Raw genomic sequence first — 24,508 nt, forward strand, 5'->3', positions numbered from 1 at the left:
GAGGTCACCATGAAACAACACACACTGAGCCTGTGGCTCGGTGGGGTGTTGTTCGGCCTGTTAACCTCCGCCGCGCAGGCGGAGCCGTGGACGCTCGAACACACCCTGACCGAAGCCCAGCGCTACTCGGCAGAACTCTCCGCCAGCCGTAACGAAGCGCAGGCGCTGGATGCGATGGCGGATTCCGCCACGCAATTACCTGATCCAAAACTGAAATTCGGTATTGAAAACGTGCCGGTACAGGGCAGCAACGATCGGCGGCTTACGCGCGAAGGGATGACCATGCAGAAGGTTGGCATCATGCAAAGCTACGTCAGCTCAGAGAAGCGGGAACGTAAAGCACAGACTTTTCAGGCGCAGGCGCGAAGCGTGCTGGCAAAATCCGAGGCCGTACGTGCCGCGCTTCAGCGTGATACCGCCCAGGCCTGGCTGGATCTGGCGCTGGCACAGCAGGCGCTGAAAACGGCCAGAACGCTGGTCCGTGAAACGGAACGCCAGCGGGGCGTGCAGAAGGCGAGCGTCGGGGCGGGAGGCGCAACGCCGGACAGCGTACTGGCCCTGCAAATGATCCTCAGCGCCATGCGCGACAAAGAGACGCTGGCGCAGCGGGATGTGCAGCTGGCGCAAAGCCGTCTGCTGGAGCTAACAGGGCACGCTATTACGGCGGTTCGCGGTCCGCTGCCGCGCTATCAGCGCCTTCCTGCCGATGAAAAAACGTTGCAGGAGGGGATTGCCAGACACCCGGAAGTGGAGGCCGCGCGACGTGAAGCAGAGACCGCGAAAGCGCGTTCAGCGCAATCTGCCGTGGCAGCGATACCCGATGTGGATGTGGAGGTCTATTACGCCCACCGCGCCGAAGGCTATGACGATATGGCTGGCGTGATGTTCAGCGTGGATCTGCCTCTGTTCCAGTCAAAACGTCAGGACAAGGATTACGCCGCCGATGTTTCCCGCTCAATGCAGGCGGTGGATCAACTGACGCTGCTCAAACGCGAACACATTGCCCAGGTGCAAACGCTGGTGGCGCAGTATCAGGCTGCGCAAACGGTGTGGCAGCGACAGCGAGACGAGGTACTACCGTTGCAGCGTCAACGGCTGACAGTGCTGACGGCGCAATATCGCTCTGGACAGTCGGCGCTTCCGGCCCTGCTGGAGGCGCGTCGTGGCGTACTGGATACGGAACTGGCGGTGAACCAGGCGGAGCGCGAAATGGCGCGAACCTGGGCTGCCGTGAACTGGCTGATCCCGCAGGAGCTGGCGCAATGAAAAAAACAACGTTAATGGCGATTGCCATCGCGATAGCTGTCGCTGGCGGCTATTTTGTCGGACAGAAGCAGACGCATCAGCCGGATGCGGCTTCACAACCCTCAGAACGCAAGGTGCTTTACTGGTACGACCCCATGGTGCCCGGTCAGCGCTTCGATAAGCCGGGTAAATCCCCCTTTATGGATATGGATCTGGTCCCACGCTACGCCGATGAAGCGCAGGCGGCGTCAGGCGTGGCCATCAGCACTCAACAGCAGCAAAACCTGGGGATGAAAACCGCCAACGTTGAGATGCGCCAGCTGGTTTCGCCGTTCTCGGCCTTTGCCACGGTTGCAACGGATGAACGTAACGTCTCGGTGTTGTCAGCCCCGGCCAATGGCGTGGTGTCAAAATTGTTTGTTAATGCGCCGCAGCAGCAGGTAAAAGCCGGAGAGGCGCTGGCGCAACTGTGGATCCCGCAGTGGACCGCCGCCCAGCAGGAGTATCTCGCGGTTCGTCAGCTTGGCGATGCCGCATTGACCCGCGCCGCTCGCGAGCGGCTGGCGTTGCAGTTTATGCCAGAAGAGGTCATTCGTTTGCTGGAGCGTAGCGGTAAGCCGCAGACCACGCTCATTCTGCGCACCGACCGGGCGGGCTATGTGGTGAAGCTGGACGTGCGGGAAGGGGCGCAAATCACCGCAACGGCGCCGCTGTTTGAGATCGCCAGCCTCAATCCGGTCTGGCTGGTGGTCGACTACCCGCAAACGCAGGCGCAGTCTCTGGCGGTGGGCAGCAAGGTGGTAGCAACCTCAGAAAGCTGGCCGGGGGAGCAGTTCCACGGCACGGTCAGCGAATTGCTGCCGCAGATGGAGGCGGCCACGCGAACCCTGAAAGCCCGTATCGTGCTGGAAAATTCCGCACATAAGCTGAAGCCGGGCATGTACCTCTCCGTCAGGTGTGCGGAAGAGCTGAAAGGCCCGCCGGTGCTGGCGGTGCCGGAAGAAGCGGTGATTAACAGCGGAGAGTCTGCGCGTCTGCTGCTGGCTACCGGGGACGGTTATTTTCAGCCTGTGACGGTGAAAACCGGCCTGACGGCGCAGGGCTGGACGGCGATCCTGTCCGGGGTCAAAGAGGGCGATAAGGTGGTGACGTCCGGGCAATTCCTGATTGATTCCGAAGCCAGCCTGCGTAGCGTGATGCCGGAGGTGACGCCATGATTGCCGCTGTGATTCGCGCCTCGTTGCGTAACCGCCTGCTGGTGATCCTGGCCGCGCTGATGATGGCCAGCTGGGGCTGGTGGGCGGTGCAGCGCGCACCGCTGGACGCGTTGCCCGATCTGTCTGATGTGCAGGTCATTATCAAAGCGAGTTACCCCGGGAAAGCGCCGCAGGTGATTGAAGATCAGGTGACCTGGCCGCTGACAACCTCCATGTTGTCTGTGCCGGGCGCCAAAACCGTGCGCGGTTTTTCAATGTTTGGTGACGCTTATGTGTATGTGCTGTTTGAGGATGGCACCGATCTCTACTGGGCGCGATCCCGGGTGCTGGAATATTTAAGCCAGGTACAGGCGCAGTTTCCGCCGGGCGTGAAGGTGTCGCTGGGGCCGGATGCGACGGGCGTGGGCTGGATCTACGAATATGCGCTGATCGACCCTAGTGGAAAACACAGCCTGGCAGATCTGCGGGCCCTTCAGGACTGGACGCTTAAGTTCGAGCTTAAGACGGTACCGAATGTATCTGAAGTGGCAAGCATTGGCGGAATGGTGCGTCAGTATCAGATCGTGGCGGACCCGGCGAAAATGCGCGCGCTGAATATTACCCACAGCCAGCTATCCGGCGCGGTGCAGGCCGCCAATAAAGAGAGCGGCGGCGCCCTGCTGGAGATGGGCGAAGCGGAGTATATGGTGCGGACAACGGGCTATTTGCGCTCGCTGGAGGATTTTCGCAATGTGGTGATCGCCACCCGCAATGGCGTGCCTGTCCTGCTGAAAGATGTCGCCACCATTGGCATTGGCCCGGAGATCCGCCGGGGCGTGGCGGAGCTTAACGGTGAAGGGGAGGTTGCTGGCGGCGTAATCGTGATGCGCTACGGGCAGAACGCGCTGGAAACCCTTCGCGCGGTAAAAGCGAAACTGAGCGAGCTGCAAAAAACGCTGCCGCAGGGCGTCGAGATTGTTCCGGTCTACGATCGCTCCAGGCTGATTGAGGAGTCGGTCAAAACGCTGACGCACAAGCTGCTCGAAGAGTTTGCCGTGGTGGTACTGGTGTGCGCGCTGTTCCTGTTCCACCTGCGTTCCGCGCTGGTGGCGATGGTTTCTCTGCCGCTGGGGATCCTCGGGGCTTTTGTGGTGATGCACTATCAGGGCATTAACGCGAATATGATGTCGCTCGGCGGGATCGCCATTGCCATCGGAGCGATGGTGGATGCGGCAATTGTCATGATTGAAAATATGCACAAGGTGCTGGAGCAGTGGCGGCATGATAATCCGGGCAAGGAGCCTGCGTCGGGAGAGTACTGGCGTCTGGCGGAAAAGGCGGCGGTTGAAGTGGGACCGGCGCTGTTTTGCAGTCTGTTAATCATCACGCTGTCATTTATACCGGTATTTTCGCTGGAAGCGCAGGAGGGGCGAATGTTCTCGCCGCTGGCGTTCACCAAAACCTGGTCGATGGCCGTGGCCGCCGGGCTTGGGATCACCCTTGTACCGGTGCTAATGGGCTTCTTTATTCGCGGGAAAATCCCGGATGAGAAGGCAAACCCAATAAACCGCCTCCTGATCCGCCTGTATGAGCCGTTGCTTGATAAGGTACTGACCTTCCCGAAAACGACCCTGGCACTGGCATGTCTGCTGCTGATCGCCACGCTCTGGCCGCTGAGCCGCCTGGGGAGTGAGTTTATGCCGCCGCTGGATGAAGGGGATTTACTCTATATGCCCTCCACGCTGCCGGGGATCTCTGCTCGCGAGGCATCGCGGCTGCTTCAGCAGACGGACCGCTTGATCAAAAGCGTACCGGAGGTGGCGAGCGTGTTTGGCAAAGCTGGTCGGGCGGAGTCGGCAACCGATCCCGCGCCATTAACCATGCTGGAAACAACTATCCACTTTAAGCCCCGCGAACAGTGGCGGCCTGGAATGACGCCGCAAAAGCTGGTGGAGGAACTCGATAAAACCGTGTCGCTGCCGGGCATTGCCAATGTGTGGGTGCCCCCTGTCCGTAACCGTCTGGACATGCTGGCAACCGGGATCAAAAGCCCGGTCGGCATTAAGGTGAACGGCAATAATATTGCCGACATTGAGCGCGTGGCCCGGCAGATTGAGCAGGTGGTGAAGGACGTTCCTGGCGTCTCCTCGGCGCTGGCGGAGCGACTGGAAGGCGGGCGCTACGTGGATATTCGTATCGACCGGCAAAAAGCCGCGCGCTACGGCGTTTCCGTCGATGAACTGCAAAGCCTGGTCTCCACGCTGGTCGGGGGCGATAACATTGGTGAGGTGATCCAGGGACGCGAGCGGTACCCCATCAACCTGCGTTATCCCCGCGATTTGCGTGATAACGTCGACACGTTGCGGGTGTTGCCGGTAGTAACCGCCAGCGGTAGCCAGGTGGCGCTGGGGGAACTGGCCGATATCGTCGTGACGGAAGGCCCACCGATGCTAAAAAGTGAAAACGCGCGCCTTTCCAGCTGGATCTACGTGGACTTACGCGGGCGCGATCTGAAGTCCGCCGTAGATGAAATGCAAAAACGGGTGGAGGAGAAGGTGGTATTGCCGCAGGGCGTATCTCTCTCCTGGTCCGGGCAGTTTGAATATCTGGAACGGGCGACCGCGACGCTTAAAATAGTCTTACCTGTCACGCTGATGATTATATTCATCCTTTTATGGTTAACCTTCAGGCGGATATCAAATGTCCTGATAATAATGGGGACATTGCCTTTCGCGCTTATTGGTGGGGTGTGGTTATTATGGCTGCTTGAATATAATTTGTCTGTGGCGGGGGCCGTTGGCTTTATCGCCCTTTCCGGGGTGGCAGCAGAATTCGGCGTAATTATGGTTCTATATTTGAATCATGCGCTTGATAAATATCACAGGCTTGAGCCAGAAGGGGGAAATACGGTGCTATTGCGGGCGATCCACGAAGGTGCCGTGCTGCGCGTGCGTCCGAAGGTGATGACGGTCGCCACGATTATGGCGGGACTGCTGCCCATCATGTGGGGCAATGGGAGTGGCTCGGAGGTGATGCAACGTATTGCTGCACCGATGATTGGTGGCATGGTTACTGCACCGTTATTGTCGATGTTAGTTATTCCCGCACTCTACAAATTGTTACATCAACGTTAAAAATGTCAACTGCATGTGCTTATTCAGGCATGCAGTTTATGTATCGTCAGACTATTCTCAGGAACGGGATGGTAATTAGGAATAACACCCATGCTGTTAAGCGTTCATTCAAGTATTCTGTGCTAAGGTCTGCACCGAATACTAAATATGGTAATGGCATTGTGATTGTACGAATTAAATTCCCCCTGATTTTATTGTTTATTATTGCGCAGTTATCATTTGCGTCTGCTGTTAATGCACAGAGCAATACAGCGGATAAAAGCTGGTTCACCACCTTCACGGATAACGTCGCGCAAACATGGAACGAACCTGAACATTACGATCTCTATATTCCGGCCATTACGTGGCATGCACGTTTTGCCTACGATAAAGAAAAAACAGACCGTTATAACGAGCGTCCGTGGGGGGCTGGTTTCGGTCAGTCTCGCTGGGATGAAAAAGGTAACTGGCATGGCCTGTACCTGATGGCGTTTAAGGACTCCTACAATAAATGGGAGCCTATTGGTGGCTACGGCTGGGAAAAAACCTGGCGTCCGTTATCAGACGACAACTTCCGTCTTGGGCTGGGCTATACGGCAGGGTTCACGGCGCGTGATAACTGGAAATACATTCCTGTTCCGGTACTGTTGCCGCTTGCCTCCATCGGCTATGGTCCGGCAACGTTTCAGATGACCTACATACCGGGTACGTATAACAACGGTAACGTTTACTTTGCCTGGATGCGGTTTCAGTTTTAACTGAATTTGTCTGGTAAATCGGCCAAAAAACGCACAGACATAGAAATGTAAAGGATAAAAATCGGACAGCGAAAATTAACGCGACTTTTGTCACTTTTTATCAAAGATCCGCTGGACAAAACGCCTCACAATTGTTGTACTGATACCCGACACAGCATTTGTGTCGTTTTTTAATGTAAAGGTAATTTTGATGTCTAAGATTAAAGGTAACGTTAAGTGGTTTAATGAGTCCAAAGGATTCGGTTTCATTACTCCTGAAGATGGCAGCAAAGACGTGTTCGTACACTTCTCTGCAATCCAGTCTAATGGTTTCAAAACTCTGGCTGAAGGTCAGCGCGTAGAGTTCGAAATCACTAACGGTGCCAAAGGCCCTTCTGCTGCTAACGTAATCGCTCTGTAATTCAGACGCGTCAGCAAGAATTTCAAAACCCGCTCAATGAGCGGGTTTTTTTCGTTATGAATCAACCAAAAAGATAGATCTTCAGAAAGCTGGCGACGATCGCGACGCTTAGCAATACCATACCCACGCCTGACAGATTCTCTCTCATGCTATCACCCTCGTTCAATATTGAGCCAAGAATGACAGAGAAAAATTAAGCCAACATTAAGGTTGTCGCGCTTAATGTCCGCTGGCGGAGGAAAATAACCAGAATGCGATCGCAGTCATCGCAAACGAGCCAAGCATGTTAACGGCAATGTTCGTCAGCGCCCAGCCCATCCGGCCTTCCTGAAACAGAAACACCACCTCCGCAGAGAAGGTAGAAAACGTCGTTAAACCGCCGCAGAAACCGGTCGTAATCAGTACCTTCCACATAGGGTCGATGTTGGTCATGCGATTAAACCACGCCAGCCCCATCCCGATAATAAATGCCCCGATCAGGTTTGCCGCCAGTGTCCCCATCGGAATGGCCTGATGCAGCGGGTTAAACCGCATGCTTAAGAGCCAGCGCGCAACGCTACCCGTGCCCCCACCAATAAAAACGGCTATAAGTAGTTGTAACACTGTCAATACCTGCTATTTGCTGTGTAAGTGCGTCGAGTGTAACGCTGTTTTTAACCGGGAGACAATTATGTATGTTGCAGTAGGGCAGTTTGCGGTGACGCCGGACTGGAATGAAAACGCGGACAAGTGCATCTCCCTGATGAACCAGGCGAAGCAAAAAGGGGCGGCGCTGCTGGTGCTTCCTGAAGCGTTACTGGCGCGCGATGATGGCGATCCGGACCTGTCGGTAAAGTCTGCGCAAATGCTGGAAGGGGCGTTTCTGAAACGACTGCTGGCCGAAAGCGTCGGTAACGCGCTCACCACCATTTTGACTATCCATGTTCCCTCCACGCCGGGGCGGGCGGTGAACACGCTGGTGGCGATACGTGAAGGCGCTATTGTCGCAAGCTACGCCAAACTTCATCTGTATGATGCGTTCAGCGTCCAGGAGTCGCGACTGGTCGATCCGGGGAGTGTAATTCCGCCGCTGATTGAGGTGGAGGGTTTTAAGGTTGGCCTGATGACCTGCTACGATATCCGTTTTCCGGAGCTGGCGCTGAACCTGGCACTACAGGGGGCCGAGGTGCTGGTTCTGCCCGCCGCGTGGGTCAGAGGACCGCTTAAGGAGCATCACTGGGTAACGCTACTGGCCGCACGCGCGCTGGACACCACCTGCTATGTAGTGGCTGCGGGTGAATGTGGCAATAAAAATATCGGGCAGAGCAGGGTTGTCGATCCGCTGGGAGTGACCGTAGCCGCGGCGGCGGAAGCGCCTGCTTTACTGATGACGGAGATAACGTCAGCACGAATAACGCTTGCGCGTCAGCAATTACCTGTTCTGCGCAACCGCAGGTTTGCGCCACCGCAATTAATATGATGTTTTTTTCAACAATGCTTGATTCACCTTGTTACAGATTGCTATTGTGTGCGCGCGCCTGATGACCGTTAATACGTTCAGGTTTCTTTGGCGCTGAATGCAGCCTGTTTCATGTAAAGAAGGTATTTATGGGTGAGATTAGTATTACCAAACTGCTGGTGGTTGCCGCACTGGTCGTCCTGCTGTTCGGTACCAAGAAGTTACGCACGCTGGGTGGAGACCTGGGTGCTGCCATTAAAGGCTTTAAGAAAGCAATGAACGATGACGACGCGGCAGCGAAGAAAAGTGCCGAAGATGACATCGCAGCACAGAAGCTTTCACACAAAGAGTAATGGCAATGCTGCAAGGCTTGCATAAAAAAACCGGCTCACGAGGCCGGTTTTTTGTTTTACTGTAAATAAGTTTTACAGCTTTATTTCACTTCTTCGCCCTTCGCCTGCATATCGGCGTGATAAGAGGAGCGAACAAACGGACCGCACGCAGCGTGGGTAAAGCCCATCGCCATCGCTTCGGCTTTCATTTCATCGAACTCATCCGGACTCACGTAACGCTGTACAGGCAGGTGGTGACGGCTTGGCTGTAGGTACTGGCCCAGCGTCAGCATGGTGACGCCGTGGCGACGCAGATCGCGCATCACTTCAATGATCTCAGCGTTGGTTTCACCCAGTCCCACCATCAGGCCAGACTTGGTAGGAATATGCGGATGGGCTTCTTTAAAGCGCTCCAGCAGCTTCAGCGACCAGTTGTAATCTGCACCTGGACGCACCTGACGGTAGATACGCGGTACGTTCTCCAGGTTGTGGTTGAACACGTCTGGTGGCGTCGCGGTCAGGATATCGAGCGCGCGGTCCATACGGCCACGGAAGTCCGGCACCAGCGTCTCAATCTTAATGTTCGGGCTTTTTTCGCGGATGGCGGTAATGCAGTCAGCGAAATGCTGAGCACCGCCATCGCGCAGATCGTCACGGTCAACGGAGGTGATAACAACATAACGCAGCGCCATATCGGCAATGGTCTGCGCCAGTTTTTGCGGTTCGTTAGCGTCAGGCGCAACAGGACGGCCATGAGCAACGTCACAGAACGGACAGCGGCGGGTGCAGATGGCACCCAGAATCATAAACGTCGCGGTACCGTGATTGAAACATTCAGCAAGGTTAGGGCAGGAGGCCTCTTCACAGACAGAGTGGAGGCCATTTTTGCGCATCGCCGCTTTGATCCCCTGAATACGCGAAGAATCAGCCGGAAGTTTAATTTTCATCCATTCCGGTTTTCTTAACAGCGCCTCGCGCTCTGTAGCCACGTTTTTAACCGGGATAAGGGCCATTTTATCGGCATCGCGGTATTTAACACCGCGTTCCATCACAATGGGTTTACTCATAGCGTGCGTGTTCCAGTTGCGAATATCGAAGGAAAGCGTTTCAATTCAAGGGAATGTTGTAATTATCAACTATTTTTGAACGAACGACAGGCAGTATAACATTTAAAGGGGCGGTAAAGCAGCCTGCCAGGTCGCCAATTTGTAAAATAGTTGTTGTTTTGTGCCTTTTGCCCCGCATGCGGCAGGGCCTTACGCTGAAAGGCGGATCAAAAAGTCTGGCGGATCACATTGATGACGTTTTCCAGCACCGGATCGCGCAGGCTTAGCTTGTTGTAATGCAGTGAGATTTCAATAGATTCCGTCGTAAGTTGACTTAATGGAATGCTCTCCAGTGGCCAGCACTTTTGAAGCAAAGTGAAGAGACGCACAGGCATTATACAGAGCAAGTCGCTGCTGCCAATCAGGGCCGCGAGGGTAAACATATTGTAACTGCTAAAGCTGATCGGACGGTCCGGGAACAGTTCGTCAATACGTTGTCGCAGCGGATCCTGACCCTGTCCTTCGGACATAAATGTCGCATGTTCGTAATGGCGCAAATTTTCTGGCGTCAAAGGTGCGCTCAACGCAGGGTGAGCCTGACGACAAACGAGCGCCAGAGTGTCGGTATAAAGTACGTTATGCCCTAACGCTCTGGCCGTAAAGCTATTGCCGTCGATGATCAGGTCCGTCTGGAATTGCGCCAGCTGTGTTTCCGGATCGGTGACGGGCACGTTGCGAATAAGCAACTGTGGCGCATGCTGTTTCACCGCCTGATAGATGGCCGGCATGACCAGAACGCCCACTGAGGGAGAGGTGCCTATGGTGATAGTTCGTTGCTTATCATAACTGCCGGTGAGATCCAGCGCGCCCAGTATTGATTCCAGACCCTGGCTGATGTACTCGTGCAGATGGGTGGCGTACGCGGTTGGGGTTACGCCCTGGCCTTTACGAATAAATAACGGATCGGGAAATATCGCGCGCAATTTTTGAATTGACTGGCTAATAGCAGAGGGCGTGAGATTAAGAATTTTCGCAGCATTAACGATACCTTTATGGACATATACCGCCTCAAAAATAGTCAATAAATTGAGATCAATATTACGTAAAGTCCGAAAAATTTGCGGCTTATCTTCGCCGCTGGTTTCATTCAGGCGTTTGGCTGGTAAATTAGTAGGCTCCACGCTCTTACTCCGTATCCATTCACAATATGAATGATAGTTGAATTTATTTATTATGCTTGCAGAGATTCGTAAAGTGTTTAGTAAGTTTCCATTATTTATCGAAAACAAGCAGTTGGGTGATTGTCACGCACGTTACACGAAACCCGGCGATGGTTCTATTAAGGTTCTAATTAATATGTGACGCTAATATATGGGCGACTCGAAAATATAGAATATGCGGTTTATTGTAAAGCGTAAATGCGGTAATTAAGCAGTGGCTGGTCAAATAATTGAGCCACTGCCCAAGGTAAGTTAAGCAGCAATATATTCGTAGGTGGGATTGTTAAGCAGTGCTAAAAAGTTCTTCAGAAGCACGGGCCGGATATTGTCAGGCGTGGCGGTATCGACCCACTGGCGCATTTGCGTCATTTCCATACCGGCATACCCACATGGGTTGATGCGCTGGAAGGGGGCCAAATCCATATTGATATTCAGCGCCAGCCCGTGGAACGAGCAGCCTTTGCGGATACGCAGCCCCAGCGAACAGATCTTCATCTCTCCCACATAAACGCCCGGGGCATCGGCGCGAGGGTGAGCGTCAATATCGTACTCAGCCAGCGTATTGACCACGGTTTGCTCCAGTAAGGTCACGAGCTCACGCACGCCCAGCTTTCTGCGTTTCAGGTTAAGCAGAACATACATCACCTGCTGGCCCGGGCCGTGGTAGGTCACCTGTCCACCGCGATCGCTCTGGATCACCGGGATATCGCCCGTCATCAATAAATGTTCGGCTTTTCCTGCCTGGCCTTGAGTGAACACCGGCAGGTGTTCAACCAGCCAGATTTCATCAGGCGTGGTGTCATCGCGCCTGTCGGTAAAGTCATGCATAGCCTGAGAGACAGGCTCGTAAGGCTGTAGCCCAAGATGGCGGACAAGAATTTTATCCTGGTACAAAAGGATGTCTCCGAAGACAAGGGAGAATAGGTAACGGGGAGTATATCACAGCGGGGAAGTGGGTTACCCGGCAAACCGGGTAACCGCAGAAGGACTACAGCACCATACGAACAATTTCAATATTGCCGAGCTCTTCGTACAGCGTCTCAACCTGCTCAATGTGTGTCGCAGTGATGGTGATTGAGACCGAGTGGTAGTTACCTTTGCTGCTCGGTTTGACTGATGGAGAGTAGTCGCCCGGCGCATGGCGCTGTACCACTTCAACCACCTGATCAACCAGCTCAGGTTTCGCCAGACCCATTACTTTGTAAGTAAAAGGGGTAGGGAATTCAAGCAGTTCGTTAAGTTTGGTTTTCATGTCAGCTCCGGCGTGTGTATAAAAAATAATAACTCCCGCCACGGGGCGGGAGTTTTACTGATACGTAGTATATGGGGATCAAAATCACACTTTCAAGTGTTCAATTTTTAACCAAACCAGTGATGGAACATCAGCTTAATGTAATCAATGATTTTGCCGAAGAAATTGCCTTCAGGAATTTCCTCCAGCACCACCAGCGGGCGCTGATCGATGGTTTTGCCATCCAGCTGGAAGTTGATGGTACCCACGACCTGATTCTTTTGCAGCGGGGCGTGCAGCTCGGTGGTATTCAGCACGTAGCTGGCTTTCAGATCTTTCATACGACCGCGTGGGATCGTCAGATAGAGATCTTTGTCCACACCCAGGGAAGCACGGTCGTTATCGCCAAACCAGACAGGTTCAGAGGCAAATTCTTTACCGGCTTTCAGCGGATTCACGGTTTCGAAGAAGCGGAAGCCCCAGGTCAGCAGTTTTTTACTTTCCGTTTCGCGTCCTTTAAACGTGCGGCCTCCCATCACGGCAGAGATCAGACGCATCTGGCCTTCAGTGGCAGAAGCCACCAGGTTATAGCCGGCTTTGTCGGTGTGACCAGTTTTGATGCCGTCGACGTTCAGGCTATTGTCCCACAGCAGGCCGTTACGGTTGGTCTGACGAATGCCGTTGAAGGTGAACTCTTTCTCTTTATAGATAGAGTACTCGTTTGGCACGTCGCGGATCAGCGCCTGACCGATCAGCGCCATGTCACGCGCGGAGCTGTACTGACCTTCGGCGTCCAGGCCGTGAACGGTCTGGAAGTGGCTGTTTTTCAGGCCCAGCGCAGAGACGTAGCTGTTCATCAGGCCCACAAACGCGTCCTGGCTGCCCGCTGCAAAATCGGCCATTGCCACGCAGGCGTCGTTACCGGACTGCAAGTTGATGCCACGGATAAGCTGAGAGACCGGAACCTGCATGCCTGGCTTCAGGAACATCAGCGATGAACCTTTGAACACCGGGTTGCCGGTTGCCCACGCATCGTTACCGATAGTCACCAGATCGGTTTCTTTAAATTTACCCGCTTTCATGGCCTGGCCGATAACATAGCTGGTCATCATTTTGGTCAGGCTGGCCGGGTCGCGGCGGGCATCGGCGTTCTGTTCTGCCAGAACTTTGCCGGAGTTGTAATCAATCAGGATGTAGGATTCCGCGTCGATCTGCGGAACGCCAGGGATCATGGTCTTGATGTTCAGGTCATCCGCGTGAGCTGCGGAGAACGCAGCAGCGCAAAGGGCCGTGGTCAGCGCCATGCGCTGCACAAAACGAGCAGAAAAAGTGGTCTTCATGGTCAGAACTACGACATCCGTGATGGAATTAAAAAAAGTGCCTTACTATAGCAAATGCTATACGGGCAGGCATCCGACTTTCATCATGAGAGTGTTAACGTGGTTTACACAAACTGACATTTCGGATACCACCGATTAATTACTTCGCAACAGCGATAAACGACTGGAGCTGCGCCTCGCTCTGCAAACGCTGTTGCAGGGACGCTGCCTGCGATTTGCTGGCAAACGGACCCATCTGGATACGCCATACCGCACCGTTTTGCTCAACGCGGCCTGGCACGCCAAACTGCTGGCTTAAACGCTGCTGATACTGATCTGCACGGGCCCGATCGCTGACGGCGCCAACCTGAACCACGTAGCTGCCGCTCGCCGTCGCAGGCGCCGCAGTCTGCGTAGCAGCCGGTGCGGTCACCGGGGCGGGTTGTGTAGCGGGTGCAGCAACAACGGGCGCAGGCGCTGGGGCAGGTTCATTTGATTCAATCACGCCCGGCGCTAACGTGGTGGGTGCACCAAGGAAACCACTGCTTTTCACCGGGGCGCCTGTCGCATCTTCACTTTGTAGCGTATCGTTGCTGATGGCGTGCACTTCACCCTGCGGCTGCGCGGGCTCTGCTGGCATTGAAGCGCCCCCCATACCACCGCTTAGATCCGGGCGTGCGGGCAGGGCGTAGGTCTGTTTCGCGACCGTGGTACAGGCCGTGCCCGGGCCAGACAGCGAACCATCCTGCGCCACGATAATCGGGTCGATACGCACTTTTGTATTATTTGAGGTATTCAGACGGTCGGCTGCCGCGCGTGACAGGGAGATCACGCGATCGTTGCCGTAAGGGCCACGATCGTTGATACGTACCACGATCATCCGGCCATTCGCCAGGTTAGTGATGCGCGCATAGCTTGGAATAGGCAGTGTCGGGTGTGCCGCCGTGATCTGCATCGGATCGAAGGTTTCACCTGACGCGGTCAGATTGCTGCCTGGCTCAGCGTCATAGATGGCAGCAAAGCCGGCCTGGCTGAAACGGGAAGGATCCTGAACGATTTTATAGCTTTTACCGTCGCGCTGATAATCCTGATTCACGCTGGCGTTCAGCGGTTCATAAACGGGATCGGCACCGCTAATTTCAACAATCGGGCCATTACAGACCGCAGGCTGCGGCGGCGCGACGGTTGCCTGTTGCTGACCATCATCACTTGTACAGGCGGCAAGTAAACTTGCTGCGATGCAGATCCCCAGCCACTGCTTACGCATTGCGATCCCCTTATTTTTATACGCTTTTGGACAACATTTTCCTGTGGGTATGGATCGACATGACGATACCAAACCCGGCCATCAACACGATCAGTGCCGAGCCCCCGTAACTCACCAGCGGCAGCGGTACGCCAACAACCGGCAGAATACCACTCACCATACCAATATTTACGAAGACATAAACGAACAAAATCAACATTAATCCACCCGCCATAACCCGGCCAAAGGTGGTCTGCGCGCGTGCGGCAATGTAGAGCCCACGCATGATCAACAGCACGTAGAGTGCAAGCAGCACCAGGATGCCAACCAGCCCTAACTCCTCAGCCAGAACGGCAAAGATAAAGTCGGTGTGGCGTTCCGGTAAAAATTCGAGCTGCGACTGAGTCCCGTGCAGCCAGCCTTTTCCGCGCAGGCCGCCGGAGCCAATCGCAATCTTCGACTGAATAATATGATAGCCTGCGCCCAGCGGATCGGTCTCGGGATCGAGCAGCATCATCACGCGCTGGCGCTGGTAATCATGCATCAGGAAGAACCAGAGAATAGGAATAAAGGCAGCCAGCAGGACCACCGCGATGCCGATCAGACGCCAGCTCAGGCCGGACAGGAACAGGACGAACAGGCCGGAGAGGGCGATGAGAATCGAGGTACCGAGGTCAGGCTGTGCGGCCACGAGCAGCGTCGGCAGGAAAATTAGCACCAGCGCAATGGCGGTATTCTTCAACGACGGCGGGCAGACGTCGCGGTTAATGAAGCGCGCCACCATCAGCGGAACGGCGATTTTGGCGATTTCTGACGGCTGGAAGCGGACAATCCCCAGATCCAGCCAGCGTTGCGCCCCCTTCGAGATAGCACCGAACGCATCTACTGCCACCAGCAAAATGATACAGAAAATATAGAGATAGGGCGCCCAGCCCTCATACACGCGCGGTGGTATTTGCGCCATCACCACCATAATGACCAGACCCATGGCGATCTGGCCAACTTTACGCTCCATCATGCCGATATCCTGGCCGCTGGCGCTCCAGATAACGAGGGCGCTGTACACCAGCAGAGCCAGCAGGATCAGCAGCATGGCAGGGTCGATGTGGATCTTATCCCACAGCGATTTTTTATTCGGATTATCCGTCATGATTATTGGTCCTCCGCCGCAGCGGCTGCCGGGTTTTCAGCTGGCAGTTCGGTGTTGTTATCACCCAGCATGATGTGGTCGAGGATTTGACGCATGATGGTACCCACCGCCGGGCCTGCGCCGCCGTTCTCAAGAATCATCGCCACCGCAACTTGCGGGTTATCATAAGGGGCAAACGCCGTCATGAGCTTGTGGTCACGCAGACGTTCAGCAATTTTATGTGCGTTATAGGTTTCATTCGCTTTCAGACCGAAGACCTGAGCCGTACCTGATTTCGCGGCAACCTTATACGGTGCGCCAGCGAAATATTTGTGCGCCGTCCCGTTAGGGCGGTTGGCTACGCCATACATCCCGTCTTTCGCGATTTCCCAGTACCCGGAATGAATGTCACCCACCGGCGGCTCGTGCGGCTGTATCCATGGCACTTTTTTGCCGTCTTCTACGGTGCTTTGCAGCAGGTGCGGTACTTTCACAACGCCATCGTTGATGAGGATCATCATCGCCTTGTTCATTTGCAGCGGCGTTGCCGTCCAGTAGCCCTGGCCGATGCCCACCGGAATGGTATCACCCTGATACCAGGGTTTTTTAAAGCGCTTCAGCTTCCATTCGCGGGTTGGCATGTTGCCGGAACGTTCTTCCGCCAAATCTATACCGGTGTAATGTCCGTAGCCGAATTTGCTCATCCATTCAGACAGACGATCAATACCCATGTCGTAGGCGACCTGATAGAAGAAGGTATCCGCCGACTCCTCCAGTGATTTGGTCACGTTCAGATGGCCGTGACCCCATTTTTTCCAGTCACGGTAGCGTTTTTCAGAGCCAGGTAACTGCCACCAGCCAGGGTCAAACAGACTGGTATTACGAGTAATGACGCCCGCGCTCAGCGCAGAAACGGCGACATACGGTTTTACCGTTGAGGCTGGAGGATAAACCCCCTGCGTGGCGCGGTTCACCAGCGGGGTGTTTGGATCGTTGAGCAGGCCGGAGTAATCCTTGCTGGAGATGCCATCCACGAAGAGGTTCGGATCGTAGCTTGGCATAGAAACCATCGCCAGAATACCGCCGGTACGCGGGTCGGTCACGATCACGGCGGCCCGGCTACCCGCCAGCAGCGTTTCGATATACTGCTGTAGCTTCAGGTCGAGCGTCAGATAAACGTCATGTCCCGCCTGTGGGGGAACCTCTTTGAGCTGACGGATCACGCGGCCACGGTTGTTAACTTCAACCTCTTCATACCCGGTCTGACCGTGCAGGACATCTTCGTAATAACGTTCAATCCCAAGCTTGCCAATATCATGGGTTGCGGCGTAGTTAGCCAGCTTGCCGTCTTTATCAAGGCGTTCGACGTCTTTATCGTTAATTTTGGAGACGTAGCCAATGACGTGCGTCAGCGCGGAGCCGTAAGGATAGTAGCGGCGTTTATAGCCTTTGACTTCCACACCGGGGAAACGGTACTGGTTAACGGCAAAACGGGCGACCTGCACTTCCGTCAGGTTGGTTTTTACCGGAATAGAGGTGAAGCGGTGAGAACGTGCGCGCTCTTTTTTGAACGCAGCGATGTCGTCATCAGTCAGGTCGACAACGCTTCTCAGCGCGTTCAGCGTATCCTGCACGTTATCCACTTTCTCCGGCATCATCTCTATCTGGTAGATGGTGCGGTTTAGCGCCAGCGGGGTGCCGTTACGATCGTAGATAATGCCGCGGCTGGGCGCGATGGGCACCAGCTTGATACGGTTTTCGTTTGAGCGGGTCTGGTAATCGGTATAGCGGACAATTTGCAGATTATAGAGGTTGGCGATCAGCACGCCGGTAAGCAGCAAAATCCCCGTAAAGGCGACCAGCGCCCGGCGCACAAACAGCGCGGACTCAGCCGTATAGTCGCGAAAAGAATTCTGTAGTTTCATCCGCTGCTTAAATTACCCTGGTCTGTCATTACTCGCGGTGATAAGGGTGGTTGGTAGTGATGCTCCATGCGCGATACAAACTTTCTGCCACGAGAACCCGCACAAGCGGGTGGGGCAACGTCAGCGCCGAGAGTGACCAACTTTGTTCTGCTGCCGCTTTGCAGGCGGGAGATAACCCCTCTGGTCCGCCAATCAACAGACTGACATCACGACCATCCTGCTTCCAGCGCTCCAGTTCGTGCGCCAGCTGCGGCGTATCCCAGGGTTTTCCCGGGATATCGAGGGTCACGATGCGGTTTTTGCCTGCGGCAGCCAGCATCAGCTCTCCCTCTTTATCGAGAATACGTTTGATATCTGCGTTCTTGCCGCGCTTTCCTGCTGGGATCTCCACCAGTTCGAACGGCATATCTTTTGGGAAACGACGCAGATACTCAGTAAAACCGGTTTGTACCCAGTCCGGCATTTTGGTGCCGACGGCGACCAGTTGCAACTTCACGCATTAACCCCAGAGTTTTTCCAGCTCATACAGGCGACGGCTCTCTTCCTGCATGACGTGGACAATCACATCGCCGAGATCGACAACCACCCAGTCAGCGGTCGCTTCACCTTCAACGCCCAGCGGAAGCAGCCCTGCCGCGCGCGATTCCTGAACAACATGGTCAGCAATCGAAACAACGTGACGAGTTGAGGTCCCGGTGCAGATGATCATGCAGTCGGTGATGCTGGATTTACCCTTAACGTCGATAGCGATGATGTCCTGACCTTTCAGGTCATCAATTTTGTCGATAACAAAATCCTGGAGTGCTTTACCCTGCAAGTTTTCCCCCTGGGTGAATGAGATTGTACAACTATGAATTCGTGGCCAGTCAGTATACCTGAACTGACGCCAGTCGCGGGACAAATGTCACCGCCCGGCTTTTGAAGGCGGGTATCATCCCACCCTCCGCCTGAGATTGCATCGCCATTTTTGTAAAACAATTTCTGTAAAGCAGCGATCGGCGGGAAAGTCTGGCAGCGGAGGATATCAGTATGGCTTAGCCTGTCAAGGCAGGATAAACATTAACAGACAATTTCGCCGGTGATGATCAGGCATCTGTACTTTTCTGATACAAACCGTGTGCGTGGATATAGGCCAGCACGGGCGAGGGCAGGAGATCGTCACAGTCTAAACCCTGCTGTAGACGCTCGCGGATGAGGGTCGCGGAAATATCAAACCACGGCGTTTCAGCGAGGTAAATTTTCCCGGCGGGTAGACTGTGCAGGTCTTCTATATTGTCCGTCAGATGCGCGACAAGCCACTGCTGATGCTGCGCGTCGCGCATGGTCAACGGGTAGCCCGGACGACGGCAGACCAGCAGATGACTGTTTTCCAGAATGGTTTCGTACTGGTACCAGCTGGGAAAGTTGAGCAAGGAATCCTGGCCGATGATAAACGCCAGCGGTTGCATGGGCCCCTGCTCAGCGCGCCACTCCCGCAGCGTTTGCGATGTCCAGGAAGGGGTATCCCTGCGCAATTCGCGCTCATCCAGCGTGAAGAGAGGCTTATCTGCGATAGCCAGCGCGAGCATCGCTTTGCGCTGCTCGCTGGTTGCTTCTGGCTGAGGACGATGCGGAGGAACATTGTTGGGCATGATGATTACCCGCTGCAACCCAATCAAATTCGCGAGGATTTCTACCGGCTTAAGATGCCCATAGTGTACCGGGTCGAAGGTCCCGCCATACATTGCCTGTAAAGAATGCATATCACCCATCGATAAATACGTCTGCCAGCGCCTTATGGCAGAGCAGCAAAGAGAGGCTCTCCAGCTCCGCCCAGACAGACTGACCGTAGTCCTGTTTTAACGTCAGTTCGGCGCGCATCAGAAGTTGCACTGCCTGACGCAACTGCTCCTGGCTCAAGCGGTTTATCGCCTCCGTGGTCATCGCCCGACGGTTCTGCCAGACGCGATGTTTATCGAATAAGGCGCGCAGGGGCGTATGTGCCGACTGACGTTTAAGGTTGTTCAGCAGCAGTAATTCGCGCTGGAGCGTGCGGAGCAGAATGACCGGCTCACTCCCTTCCAGGCGCAGCTGTTGCAGTATGTGCAGGGCTCGCTTACTTTTCGCCGACAGCAGCGCATCAACCCAGTGGAAGGGAGTAAAGTGCGCGGCATCATTCACCGCCTGTTCCACGCGCGGTAGCGTCAGCTTGCCATCGGGCCACAGTAGGGCGAGCCTGTCCAGCGCCTGCGCCAGTGCCAGAAGGTTGCCTTCATAGCAATAGCAAAGGAGCTGGCTGGCGGCATCATCCAGTTGCAGATTGTGCAGCTTTGCGCGCGCGGCAACCCATTTTGGCAGATGCGCCTGTTCTGGCGTCTGGCAGGTGACCAGTACCGCATTGGTGGCAAGCTGGGTAAACCAGGCCGCGTTTTCCTGCGCTTTTGTGAGTTTGTTGCCGCGTACGATAAGCAGCAGATCGCCGTGTAATAAACTCACCAGCATGGTCAGCTGTTCATTGATGGCCGCGTTAGGACCATTCTCTGGCAGCACGATCTGGATTGTCTGACGAGAGGCAAACAGGCTCATGGCCTGACAAAGCGAGAAGATAGCGTTCCAGTCGGTACTGTTATCGATCTGGAACGTATGATGCTCATCGAAACCCTGCGCGGCTGCCGCATGGCGAACCGCATCAAGGCTTTCCTGAAGTAACAGGGGGTCATTGCCGAGTAGCAGATAGGCCGCGCGCAGCCCTTCGTTGAGCTGCGCGCGGAGTTGTTCAGGATACAACCTGATCATCAGTTACCCAGCGACGTTGGCATATCCGGCGTGCTGGCATCCGGTGTTTCGATAACGTCAGCGCCTTTTTTCGTCGACGCGGCAATGGCAGGCAGTCTGCGGATCAGTTGCTCCGCGGCCTTATCATACATTTCCTTGATGATAATCTGCTGTTCGGCGTCTTTTGCCAGGGCCGTCTGCGGGTTATCGAAGAACGAGCGGTAGACTTTGGTATTGATAGGGTAAATATCTTTACCTGGCATTAAAACGGCCGCATCAACGGTAAGCACCATTTGATATTCCGCGGTTCGTCCATCCTGGAAGATCGATGCCGTGTCTTGTGACAGCGTTGATTTCAGGACGCGGAGCGAAGGAACATCCTGACGCAGGGTTCCCTTCTCGATCAGCTCAACATCGTTCAAACGCAGCTGGTTACGAATGGCCCGGCTCAGCGGTCCATTCGGATCGGATGAGTCGAAGATCATTGTTTTCATCTGAGCAGGCACTGCCGTGGTATTGCGCAGGTGCCAGCCGCAGCCAGCGGTGACCAGCACCGCCAGAGATAAGAGTATTGTTGCCAGGTGTCGCACGTTTCCTCCCGCGCTTAGCCAACGACCAGATTCAGCAGTTTACCGGGTACGTAGATCACTTTACGTACGGTAACGCCCTCAAGGTATTTCGCGACCAGATGCTCCTGGCCTGCGCGCTCGCGAACCTGTTCTTCGGTTGCGTCGACCGCGACGGTAATTTTACCGCGCACTTTACCGTTAACCTGCACCACAACCAGCGTGGTGTTTTCCACCATAGCGGATTCATCCGCCACTGGCCACGGCGCGTTGTCGATATCCCCTTCGCCTTTCAGCTCCTGCCACAGGGTGAAGCTAACGTGCGGCGTGAACGGGTTCAGCATGCGAACGACCGCCAGCAGCGCTTCGCGCATTAACGCGCGATCCTGCTCGCCGTCCTGCGGGGCTTTCGCCAGCTTGTTCATCAGTTCCATAATAGCCGCAATTGCGGTATTGAAGGTCTGACGACGACCAATATCATCGGTGACTTTCGCAATGGTTTTATGAACATCACGACGCAGCGCCTGCTGATCTTCGCTCAGTGCAGCCACGTTCAGCGCTGGCGCATCACCTTGTGAGGTGTGCTCGTAAACCAGTTTCCAGACGCGTTTCAGGAAGCGGTTTGCCCCTTCAACGCCGGATTCCTGCCATTCCAGCGTCATATCTGCCGGGGAGGCGAACATCATGAACAGACGCACGGTGTCAGCGCCGTAACGCTCAACCATCACCTGCGGGTCGATACCGTTATTTTTAGACTTGGACATCTTGCTCATGCCGGTATAAACCAGTTCATGACCTTCGGCGTCTTTCGCCTTCACGATACGGCCTTTCTCGTCGCGCTCCACAATCGCATCAACCGGAGAAACCCAGTTACGTTCACCGTTCGCGCCAACGTAGTAGAACGCATCTGCCAGCACCATACCCTGACACAGCAGCTGTTTTGCCGGTTCGTCGGAGTTGACCAGGCCTGCGTCACGCATCAGTTTGTGGAAGAAGCGGAAGTAGAGCAGGTGCATGATGGCGTGTTCAATGCCACCGATATAGATGTCTACCGGCAGCCAGTAGTTTGCAGCATCGGAATCCAGCATGCCTTCTTTGTACTGCGGGCAGGTGTAGCGCGCATAGTACCAGGAGGATTCCATAAAGGTGTCAAAGGTGTCGGTTTCACGCAGCGCTGGCTGACCGTTGACGGTGGTTTTTGCCCACTCAGGATCGGCTTTGATCGGGCTGGTGATGCCGTCCATGACCACGTCTTCCGGCAGGATCACCGGCAGTTGATCTTCCGGCGTTGGCATCACGGTGCCGTCTTCCAGGGTCACCATTGGGATTGGCGCACCCCAGTAACGCTGACGGGAAACGCCCCAGTCGCGCAGACGGTAGTTGACTTTACGCTCGCCCACGCCCAGGGAGGCCAGTTTGTCGGCGATGGCGTTGAAGCCCTCTTCGAAGCTCAGGCCGCTGAACTCACCGGAGTTAAACAGGGTGCCTTTTTCAGTCAGCGCTTGCTCAGAGAGATCGGGTTCAGAGCCGTCAGCAGCCAGGATCACAGGCTTGATGGTCAGGCCGTATTTGGTGGCAAATTCGTAGTCACGCTGATCGTGACCCGGCACGGCCATCACGGCGCCTGTGCCGTATTCCATCAGTACGAAGTTGGCGGCCCAGACAGGGATCGCTTCGCCCGTCAGCGGGTGGATCGCTTTGAAGCCGGTATCAACGCCTTTTTTCTCCATCGTCGCCATGTCGGCTTCGGCCACTTTCGTGTTGCGGCATTCGTCGATAAAGGTCGCCAGCTCCGGATTGTTTTCCGCCGCTTTTTGCGCCAGCGGGTGACCTGCGGCCACGGCCAGGTAGGTCGCGCCCATGAAGGTGTCCGGACGGGTGGTGTAGACGGTCAGCGTCTGGTCGTAGTTTTCTACGTTAAAGGTAATTTCCACACCTTCGGAACGGCCGATCCAGTTGCGCTGCATGGTCTTAACGGTGTCAGGCCAGTGATCCAGATTATCCAGATCGTTCAGCAGTTCGTCAGCGTAGGCGGTGATTTTGATAAACCACTGCGGGATCTCTTTACGCTCTACTTTGGTGTCACAGCGCCAGCAGCAGCCATCGATAACCTGCTCGTTCGCGAGAACGGTCTGGTCGTTCGGGCACCAGTTAACGGCGGACGTTTTCTTGTAGACCAGGCCTTTTTTATACAGCTCGGTGAAGAACTTCTGCTCCCAGCGGTAGTATTCCGGGGTACAGGTTGCCAGCTCGCGGCTCCAGTCATAGCCAAAGCCCAGCATTTTCAGCTGGTTTTTCATGTACGCGATGTTGTCGTACGTCCACGGAGCCGGTGCCGTGTTGTTTTTCACCGCCGCGCCTTCAGCAGGCAGGCCGAACGCATCCCAGCCGATAGGCTGAAGTACGTTTTTGCCCAGCATACGCTGGTAGCGTGCAATCACGTCACCGATGGTGTAGTTACGCACGTGGCCCATGTGTAGTCGACCAGAAGGATAGGGAAGCATCGACAGGCAGTAATACTTCTCTTTGCTCTCGTCTTCGGTTACTTCAAAGGTGCGCTTCTCGTCCCAGTGTTGCTGGACTTTTGATTCTATCTCTTCCGGGCGGTATTGCTCTTGCATGGCAGCCAGTGGTCCTGTGTTCAATACAGCTACAAATGTAGCCAATGGATGTGGTAATTCAGATCCGCATAGCATAGCCCAAACGCCCGCGTCAAAACAGCCTTTCACGCAAATGCACTTTGCAGGAATTTACCGGGTCTGTGCTTCACCTGACAAAGCGGCGACGAAATAAGGTCTATTATTAGAGACAGTTACTTACCCGGGAGGCAAAATGATGAACAAGGTTGCTCAATTTTACCGTGAACTGGTAGCGACTCTGACGGAAAGGCTGCGTAACGGCGAGCGTGATATCGACGCGTTGGTCGAACAGGCACGCGCACGCGTGACGCAAACGGGTGAGTTATCGCGAACCGAAGTGGAAGAGGTGACGCGCGCCGTGCGCCGCGACCTGGAAGAGTTTGCGCGAAGCTATGAAGAGAGCCAGGACGAAATCGCCGACAGTGTTTTTATGCGGGTAATTAAAGAGAGCCTGTGGCAGGAGCTGGCGGATATTACCGATAAAACCCAACTGGAGTGGCGCGAGGTGTTCCAGGATTTAAACCACCACGGTGTCTATCACAGCGGCGAAGTGGTGGGGCTGGGGAACCTGGTGTGTGAGAAGTGCCACCACCATATCGCCGTTTATACGCCGGAGGTGCTGTCGCTGTGTCCGAAATGCGGGCACGACCAGTTCCAGCGTCGGCCGTTTGAGCCGTAGGTAAAAGCAAAACGGCAACGTCGTTGCCGTTTTTAGTGTCTGCTCCCTCTCCCTGTGGGCTGAGGGATCCCCACTAATTTGAAAGCAAAAGCGATAACGTTGCCTCAGAATAACTGAGGGCTTTCAGCGATGCCTCGGTCCGGCTGTAAATCGCTGAGGTGTTTCCTGTAGGCCGGGGCGAGGCGCAGGGATGCGCCGAGAGGGCGGGCTTTACAGGGATGTTACCTCCGCCCGTCCCCGATAAGCCGGAAGGAATAAGCCGAAGGCACCGC

23 protein-coding genes are annotated in these 24,508 nt (G+C 55.0%); 8 read left to right on the forward strand and 15 right to left on the reverse strand.

The window, feature by feature from the left end; genetic code table 11:
* Positions 1 to 9: 9 nt before the first annotated feature.
* From ACOTZP_RS17505 to cspE, 5 genes are all read left to right on the forward strand, one after another.
* Positions 10 to 1,266, forward strand: coding sequence for a TolC family protein (locus ACOTZP_RS17505; RefSeq protein WP_271075002.1), 1,257 nt, complete (start codon positions 10 to 12; stop codon positions 1,264 to 1,266).
* Positions 1,263 to 2,462, forward strand: coding sequence for an efflux RND transporter periplasmic adaptor subunit (locus ACOTZP_RS17510; RefSeq protein ID WP_271075001.1), 1,200 nt, complete (start codon positions 1,263 to 1,265; stop codon positions 2,460 to 2,462). The genes ACOTZP_RS17505 and ACOTZP_RS17510 overlap by 4 nt, the downstream gene beginning before the upstream one ends.
* Positions 2,459 to 5,575, forward strand: a complete 3,117-nt coding sequence (locus ACOTZP_RS17515) for an efflux RND transporter permease subunit (protein ID WP_421633758.1) — start codon at positions 2,459 to 2,461, stop codon at positions 5,573 to 5,575. Before ACOTZP_RS17510 ends, ACOTZP_RS17515 begins: the two co-directional genes overlap by 4 nt.
* Positions 5,576 to 5,736: 161 nt before the next feature.
* Entirely contained in the window at positions 5,737 to 6,312 is a 576-nt protein-coding gene (gene pagP / locus ACOTZP_RS17520; RefSeq protein WP_032621658.1) for a lipid IV(A) palmitoyltransferase PagP, read from the forward strand.
* 190 nt (positions 6,313 to 6,502) lie between these two features.
* A complete protein-coding gene (gene cspE, locus ACOTZP_RS17525; protein ID WP_002439184.1) occupies positions 6,503 to 6,712 on the forward strand; it encodes a transcription antiterminator/RNA stability regulator CspE in 210 nt (69 codons plus the stop codon).
* Positions 6,713 to 6,931: 219 nt separating this feature from the next.
* Here the strand turns inward: cspE and crcB are convergent, their stop codons facing one another.
* The gene (gene crcB / locus ACOTZP_RS17530) at positions 6,932 to 7,315 is read right to left on the reverse strand and encodes a fluoride efflux transporter CrcB (protein WP_017382474.1); all 384 of its coding nucleotides are present in this window, start codon (positions 7,313 to 7,315) and stop codon (positions 6,932 to 6,934) included.
* 67 nt (positions 7,316 to 7,382) lie between these two features.
* Between crcB and ACOTZP_RS17535 the strand changes: the two genes are divergently transcribed.
* Together ACOTZP_RS17535 and tatE are read left to right on the forward strand one after the other, a co-directional pair.
* The gene (locus ACOTZP_RS17535; protein ID WP_271074999.1) at positions 7,383 to 8,171 is read left to right on the forward strand and encodes a deaminated glutathione amidase; all 789 of its coding nucleotides are present in this window, start codon (positions 7,383 to 7,385) and stop codon (positions 8,169 to 8,171) included.
* 128 nt (positions 8,172 to 8,299) lie between these two features.
* Positions 8,300 to 8,503 carry a twin-arginine translocase subunit TatE gene (gene tatE / locus ACOTZP_RS17540; protein ID WP_022647424.1) on the forward strand — a complete coding sequence of 68 codons (204 nt, stop codon included), beginning with the start codon at positions 8,300 to 8,302 and terminating at the stop codon, positions 8,501 to 8,503.
* Positions 8,504 to 8,583: 80 nt separating this feature from the next.
* Here the strand turns inward: tatE and lipA are convergent, their stop codons facing one another.
* The 14 genes from lipA to leuS all read right to left on the reverse strand — a co-directional run bounded on the left by lipA (position 8,584) and on the right by leuS (position 23,539).
* Complete coding sequence (lipA, locus tag ACOTZP_RS17545) at positions 8,584 to 9,549, reverse strand: lipoyl synthase (RefSeq protein WP_006809637.1); 966 nt, start codon at positions 9,547 to 9,549, stop codon at positions 8,584 to 8,586.
* A gap of 206 nt (positions 9,550 to 9,755) precedes the next feature.
* On the reverse strand, positions 9,756 to 10,709 hold the full coding sequence (locus ACOTZP_RS17550) for a YbeF family transcriptional regulator (RefSeq protein WP_022647425.1): 954 nt from the start codon (positions 10,707 to 10,709) through the stop codon (positions 9,756 to 9,758).
* Positions 10,710 to 11,000: 291 nt separating this feature from the next.
* Positions 11,001 to 11,642, reverse strand: a complete 642-nt coding sequence (gene lipB, locus ACOTZP_RS17555; protein ID WP_023299587.1) for a lipoyl(octanoyl) transferase LipB — start codon at positions 11,640 to 11,642, stop codon at positions 11,001 to 11,003.
* A 94-nt stretch (positions 11,643 to 11,736) separates the two neighbouring features.
* A complete protein-coding gene (gene ybeD, locus ACOTZP_RS17560) occupies positions 11,737 to 12,000 on the reverse strand; it encodes a DUF493 family protein YbeD (RefSeq protein WP_003858718.1) in 264 nt (87 codons plus the stop codon).
* 107 nt (positions 12,001 to 12,107) lie between these two features.
* Positions 12,108 to 13,319 carry a D-alanyl-D-alanine carboxypeptidase DacA gene (gene dacA / locus ACOTZP_RS17565; protein ID WP_003858714.1) on the reverse strand — a complete coding sequence of 404 codons (1,212 nt, stop codon included), beginning with the start codon at positions 13,317 to 13,319 and terminating at the stop codon, positions 12,108 to 12,110.
* Positions 13,320 to 13,458: 139 nt separating this feature from the next.
* Complete coding sequence (rlpA, locus tag ACOTZP_RS17570; protein WP_271074998.1) at positions 13,459 to 14,565, reverse strand: endolytic peptidoglycan transglycosylase RlpA; 1,107 nt, start codon at positions 14,563 to 14,565, stop codon at positions 13,459 to 13,461.
* A 16-nt stretch (positions 14,566 to 14,581) separates the two neighbouring features.
* The gene (gene mrdB, locus ACOTZP_RS17575; RefSeq protein ID WP_022647428.1) at positions 14,582 to 15,694 is read right to left on the reverse strand and encodes a peptidoglycan glycosyltransferase MrdB; all 1,113 of its coding nucleotides are present in this window, start codon (positions 15,692 to 15,694) and stop codon (positions 14,582 to 14,584) included.
* Positions 15,695 to 15,696: 2 nt separating this feature from the next.
* Positions 15,697 to 17,598, reverse strand: coding sequence for a peptidoglycan DD-transpeptidase MrdA (mrdA, locus tag ACOTZP_RS17580; protein WP_015571138.1), 1,902 nt, complete (start codon positions 17,596 to 17,598; stop codon positions 15,697 to 15,699).
* A gap of 28 nt (positions 17,599 to 17,626) precedes the next feature.
* Positions 17,627 to 18,094, reverse strand: a complete 468-nt coding sequence (rlmH, locus tag ACOTZP_RS17585) for a 23S rRNA (pseudouridine(1915)-N(3))-methyltransferase RlmH (protein WP_003858701.1) — start codon at positions 18,092 to 18,094, stop codon at positions 17,627 to 17,629.
* 3 nt (positions 18,095 to 18,097) lie between these two features.
* Complete coding sequence (gene rsfS / locus ACOTZP_RS17590; RefSeq protein WP_003858696.1) at positions 18,098 to 18,415, reverse strand: ribosome silencing factor; 318 nt, start codon at positions 18,413 to 18,415, stop codon at positions 18,098 to 18,100.
* Positions 18,416 to 18,683: 268 nt separating this feature from the next.
* Positions 18,684 to 19,349, reverse strand: a complete 666-nt coding sequence (gene nadD / locus ACOTZP_RS17595) for a nicotinate-nucleotide adenylyltransferase (protein WP_271074997.1) — start codon at positions 19,347 to 19,349, stop codon at positions 18,684 to 18,686.
* Positions 19,342 to 20,373: a DNA polymerase III subunit delta gene (holA, locus tag ACOTZP_RS17600; protein WP_058645953.1), complete on the reverse strand. Its 1,032-nt coding sequence runs from the start codon at positions 20,371 to 20,373 to the stop codon at positions 19,342 to 19,344. Before holA ends, nadD begins: the two co-directional genes overlap by 8 nt.
* The gene (gene lptE / locus ACOTZP_RS17605) at positions 20,373 to 20,942 is read right to left on the reverse strand and encodes an LPS assembly lipoprotein LptE (RefSeq protein ID WP_022647432.1); all 570 of its coding nucleotides are present in this window, start codon (positions 20,940 to 20,942) and stop codon (positions 20,373 to 20,375) included. Before lptE ends, holA begins: the two co-directional genes overlap by 1 nt.
* A gap of 14 nt (positions 20,943 to 20,956) precedes the next feature.
* The gene (gene leuS, locus ACOTZP_RS17610) at positions 20,957 to 23,539 is read right to left on the reverse strand and encodes a leucine--tRNA ligase (protein WP_015571136.1); all 2,583 of its coding nucleotides are present in this window, start codon (positions 23,537 to 23,539) and stop codon (positions 20,957 to 20,959) included.
* 214 nt (positions 23,540 to 23,753) lie between these two features.
* Here leuS and ACOTZP_RS17615 point away from each other — a divergent pair, with 214 nt between their 5' ends.
* A complete protein-coding gene (locus tag ACOTZP_RS17615; protein WP_032621827.1) occupies positions 23,754 to 24,236 on the forward strand; it encodes a zinc ribbon-containing protein in 483 nt (160 codons plus the stop codon).
* The last annotated feature ends 272 nt before the right edge of the window (positions 24,237 to 24,508 follow it).

This window comes from Enterobacter cloacae complex sp. SYL001 (genome assembly GCF_049237025.1).
Taxonomy (GTDB): domain Bacteria; phylum Pseudomonadota; class Gammaproteobacteria; order Enterobacterales; family Enterobacteriaceae; genus Enterobacter; species Enterobacter intestinihominis.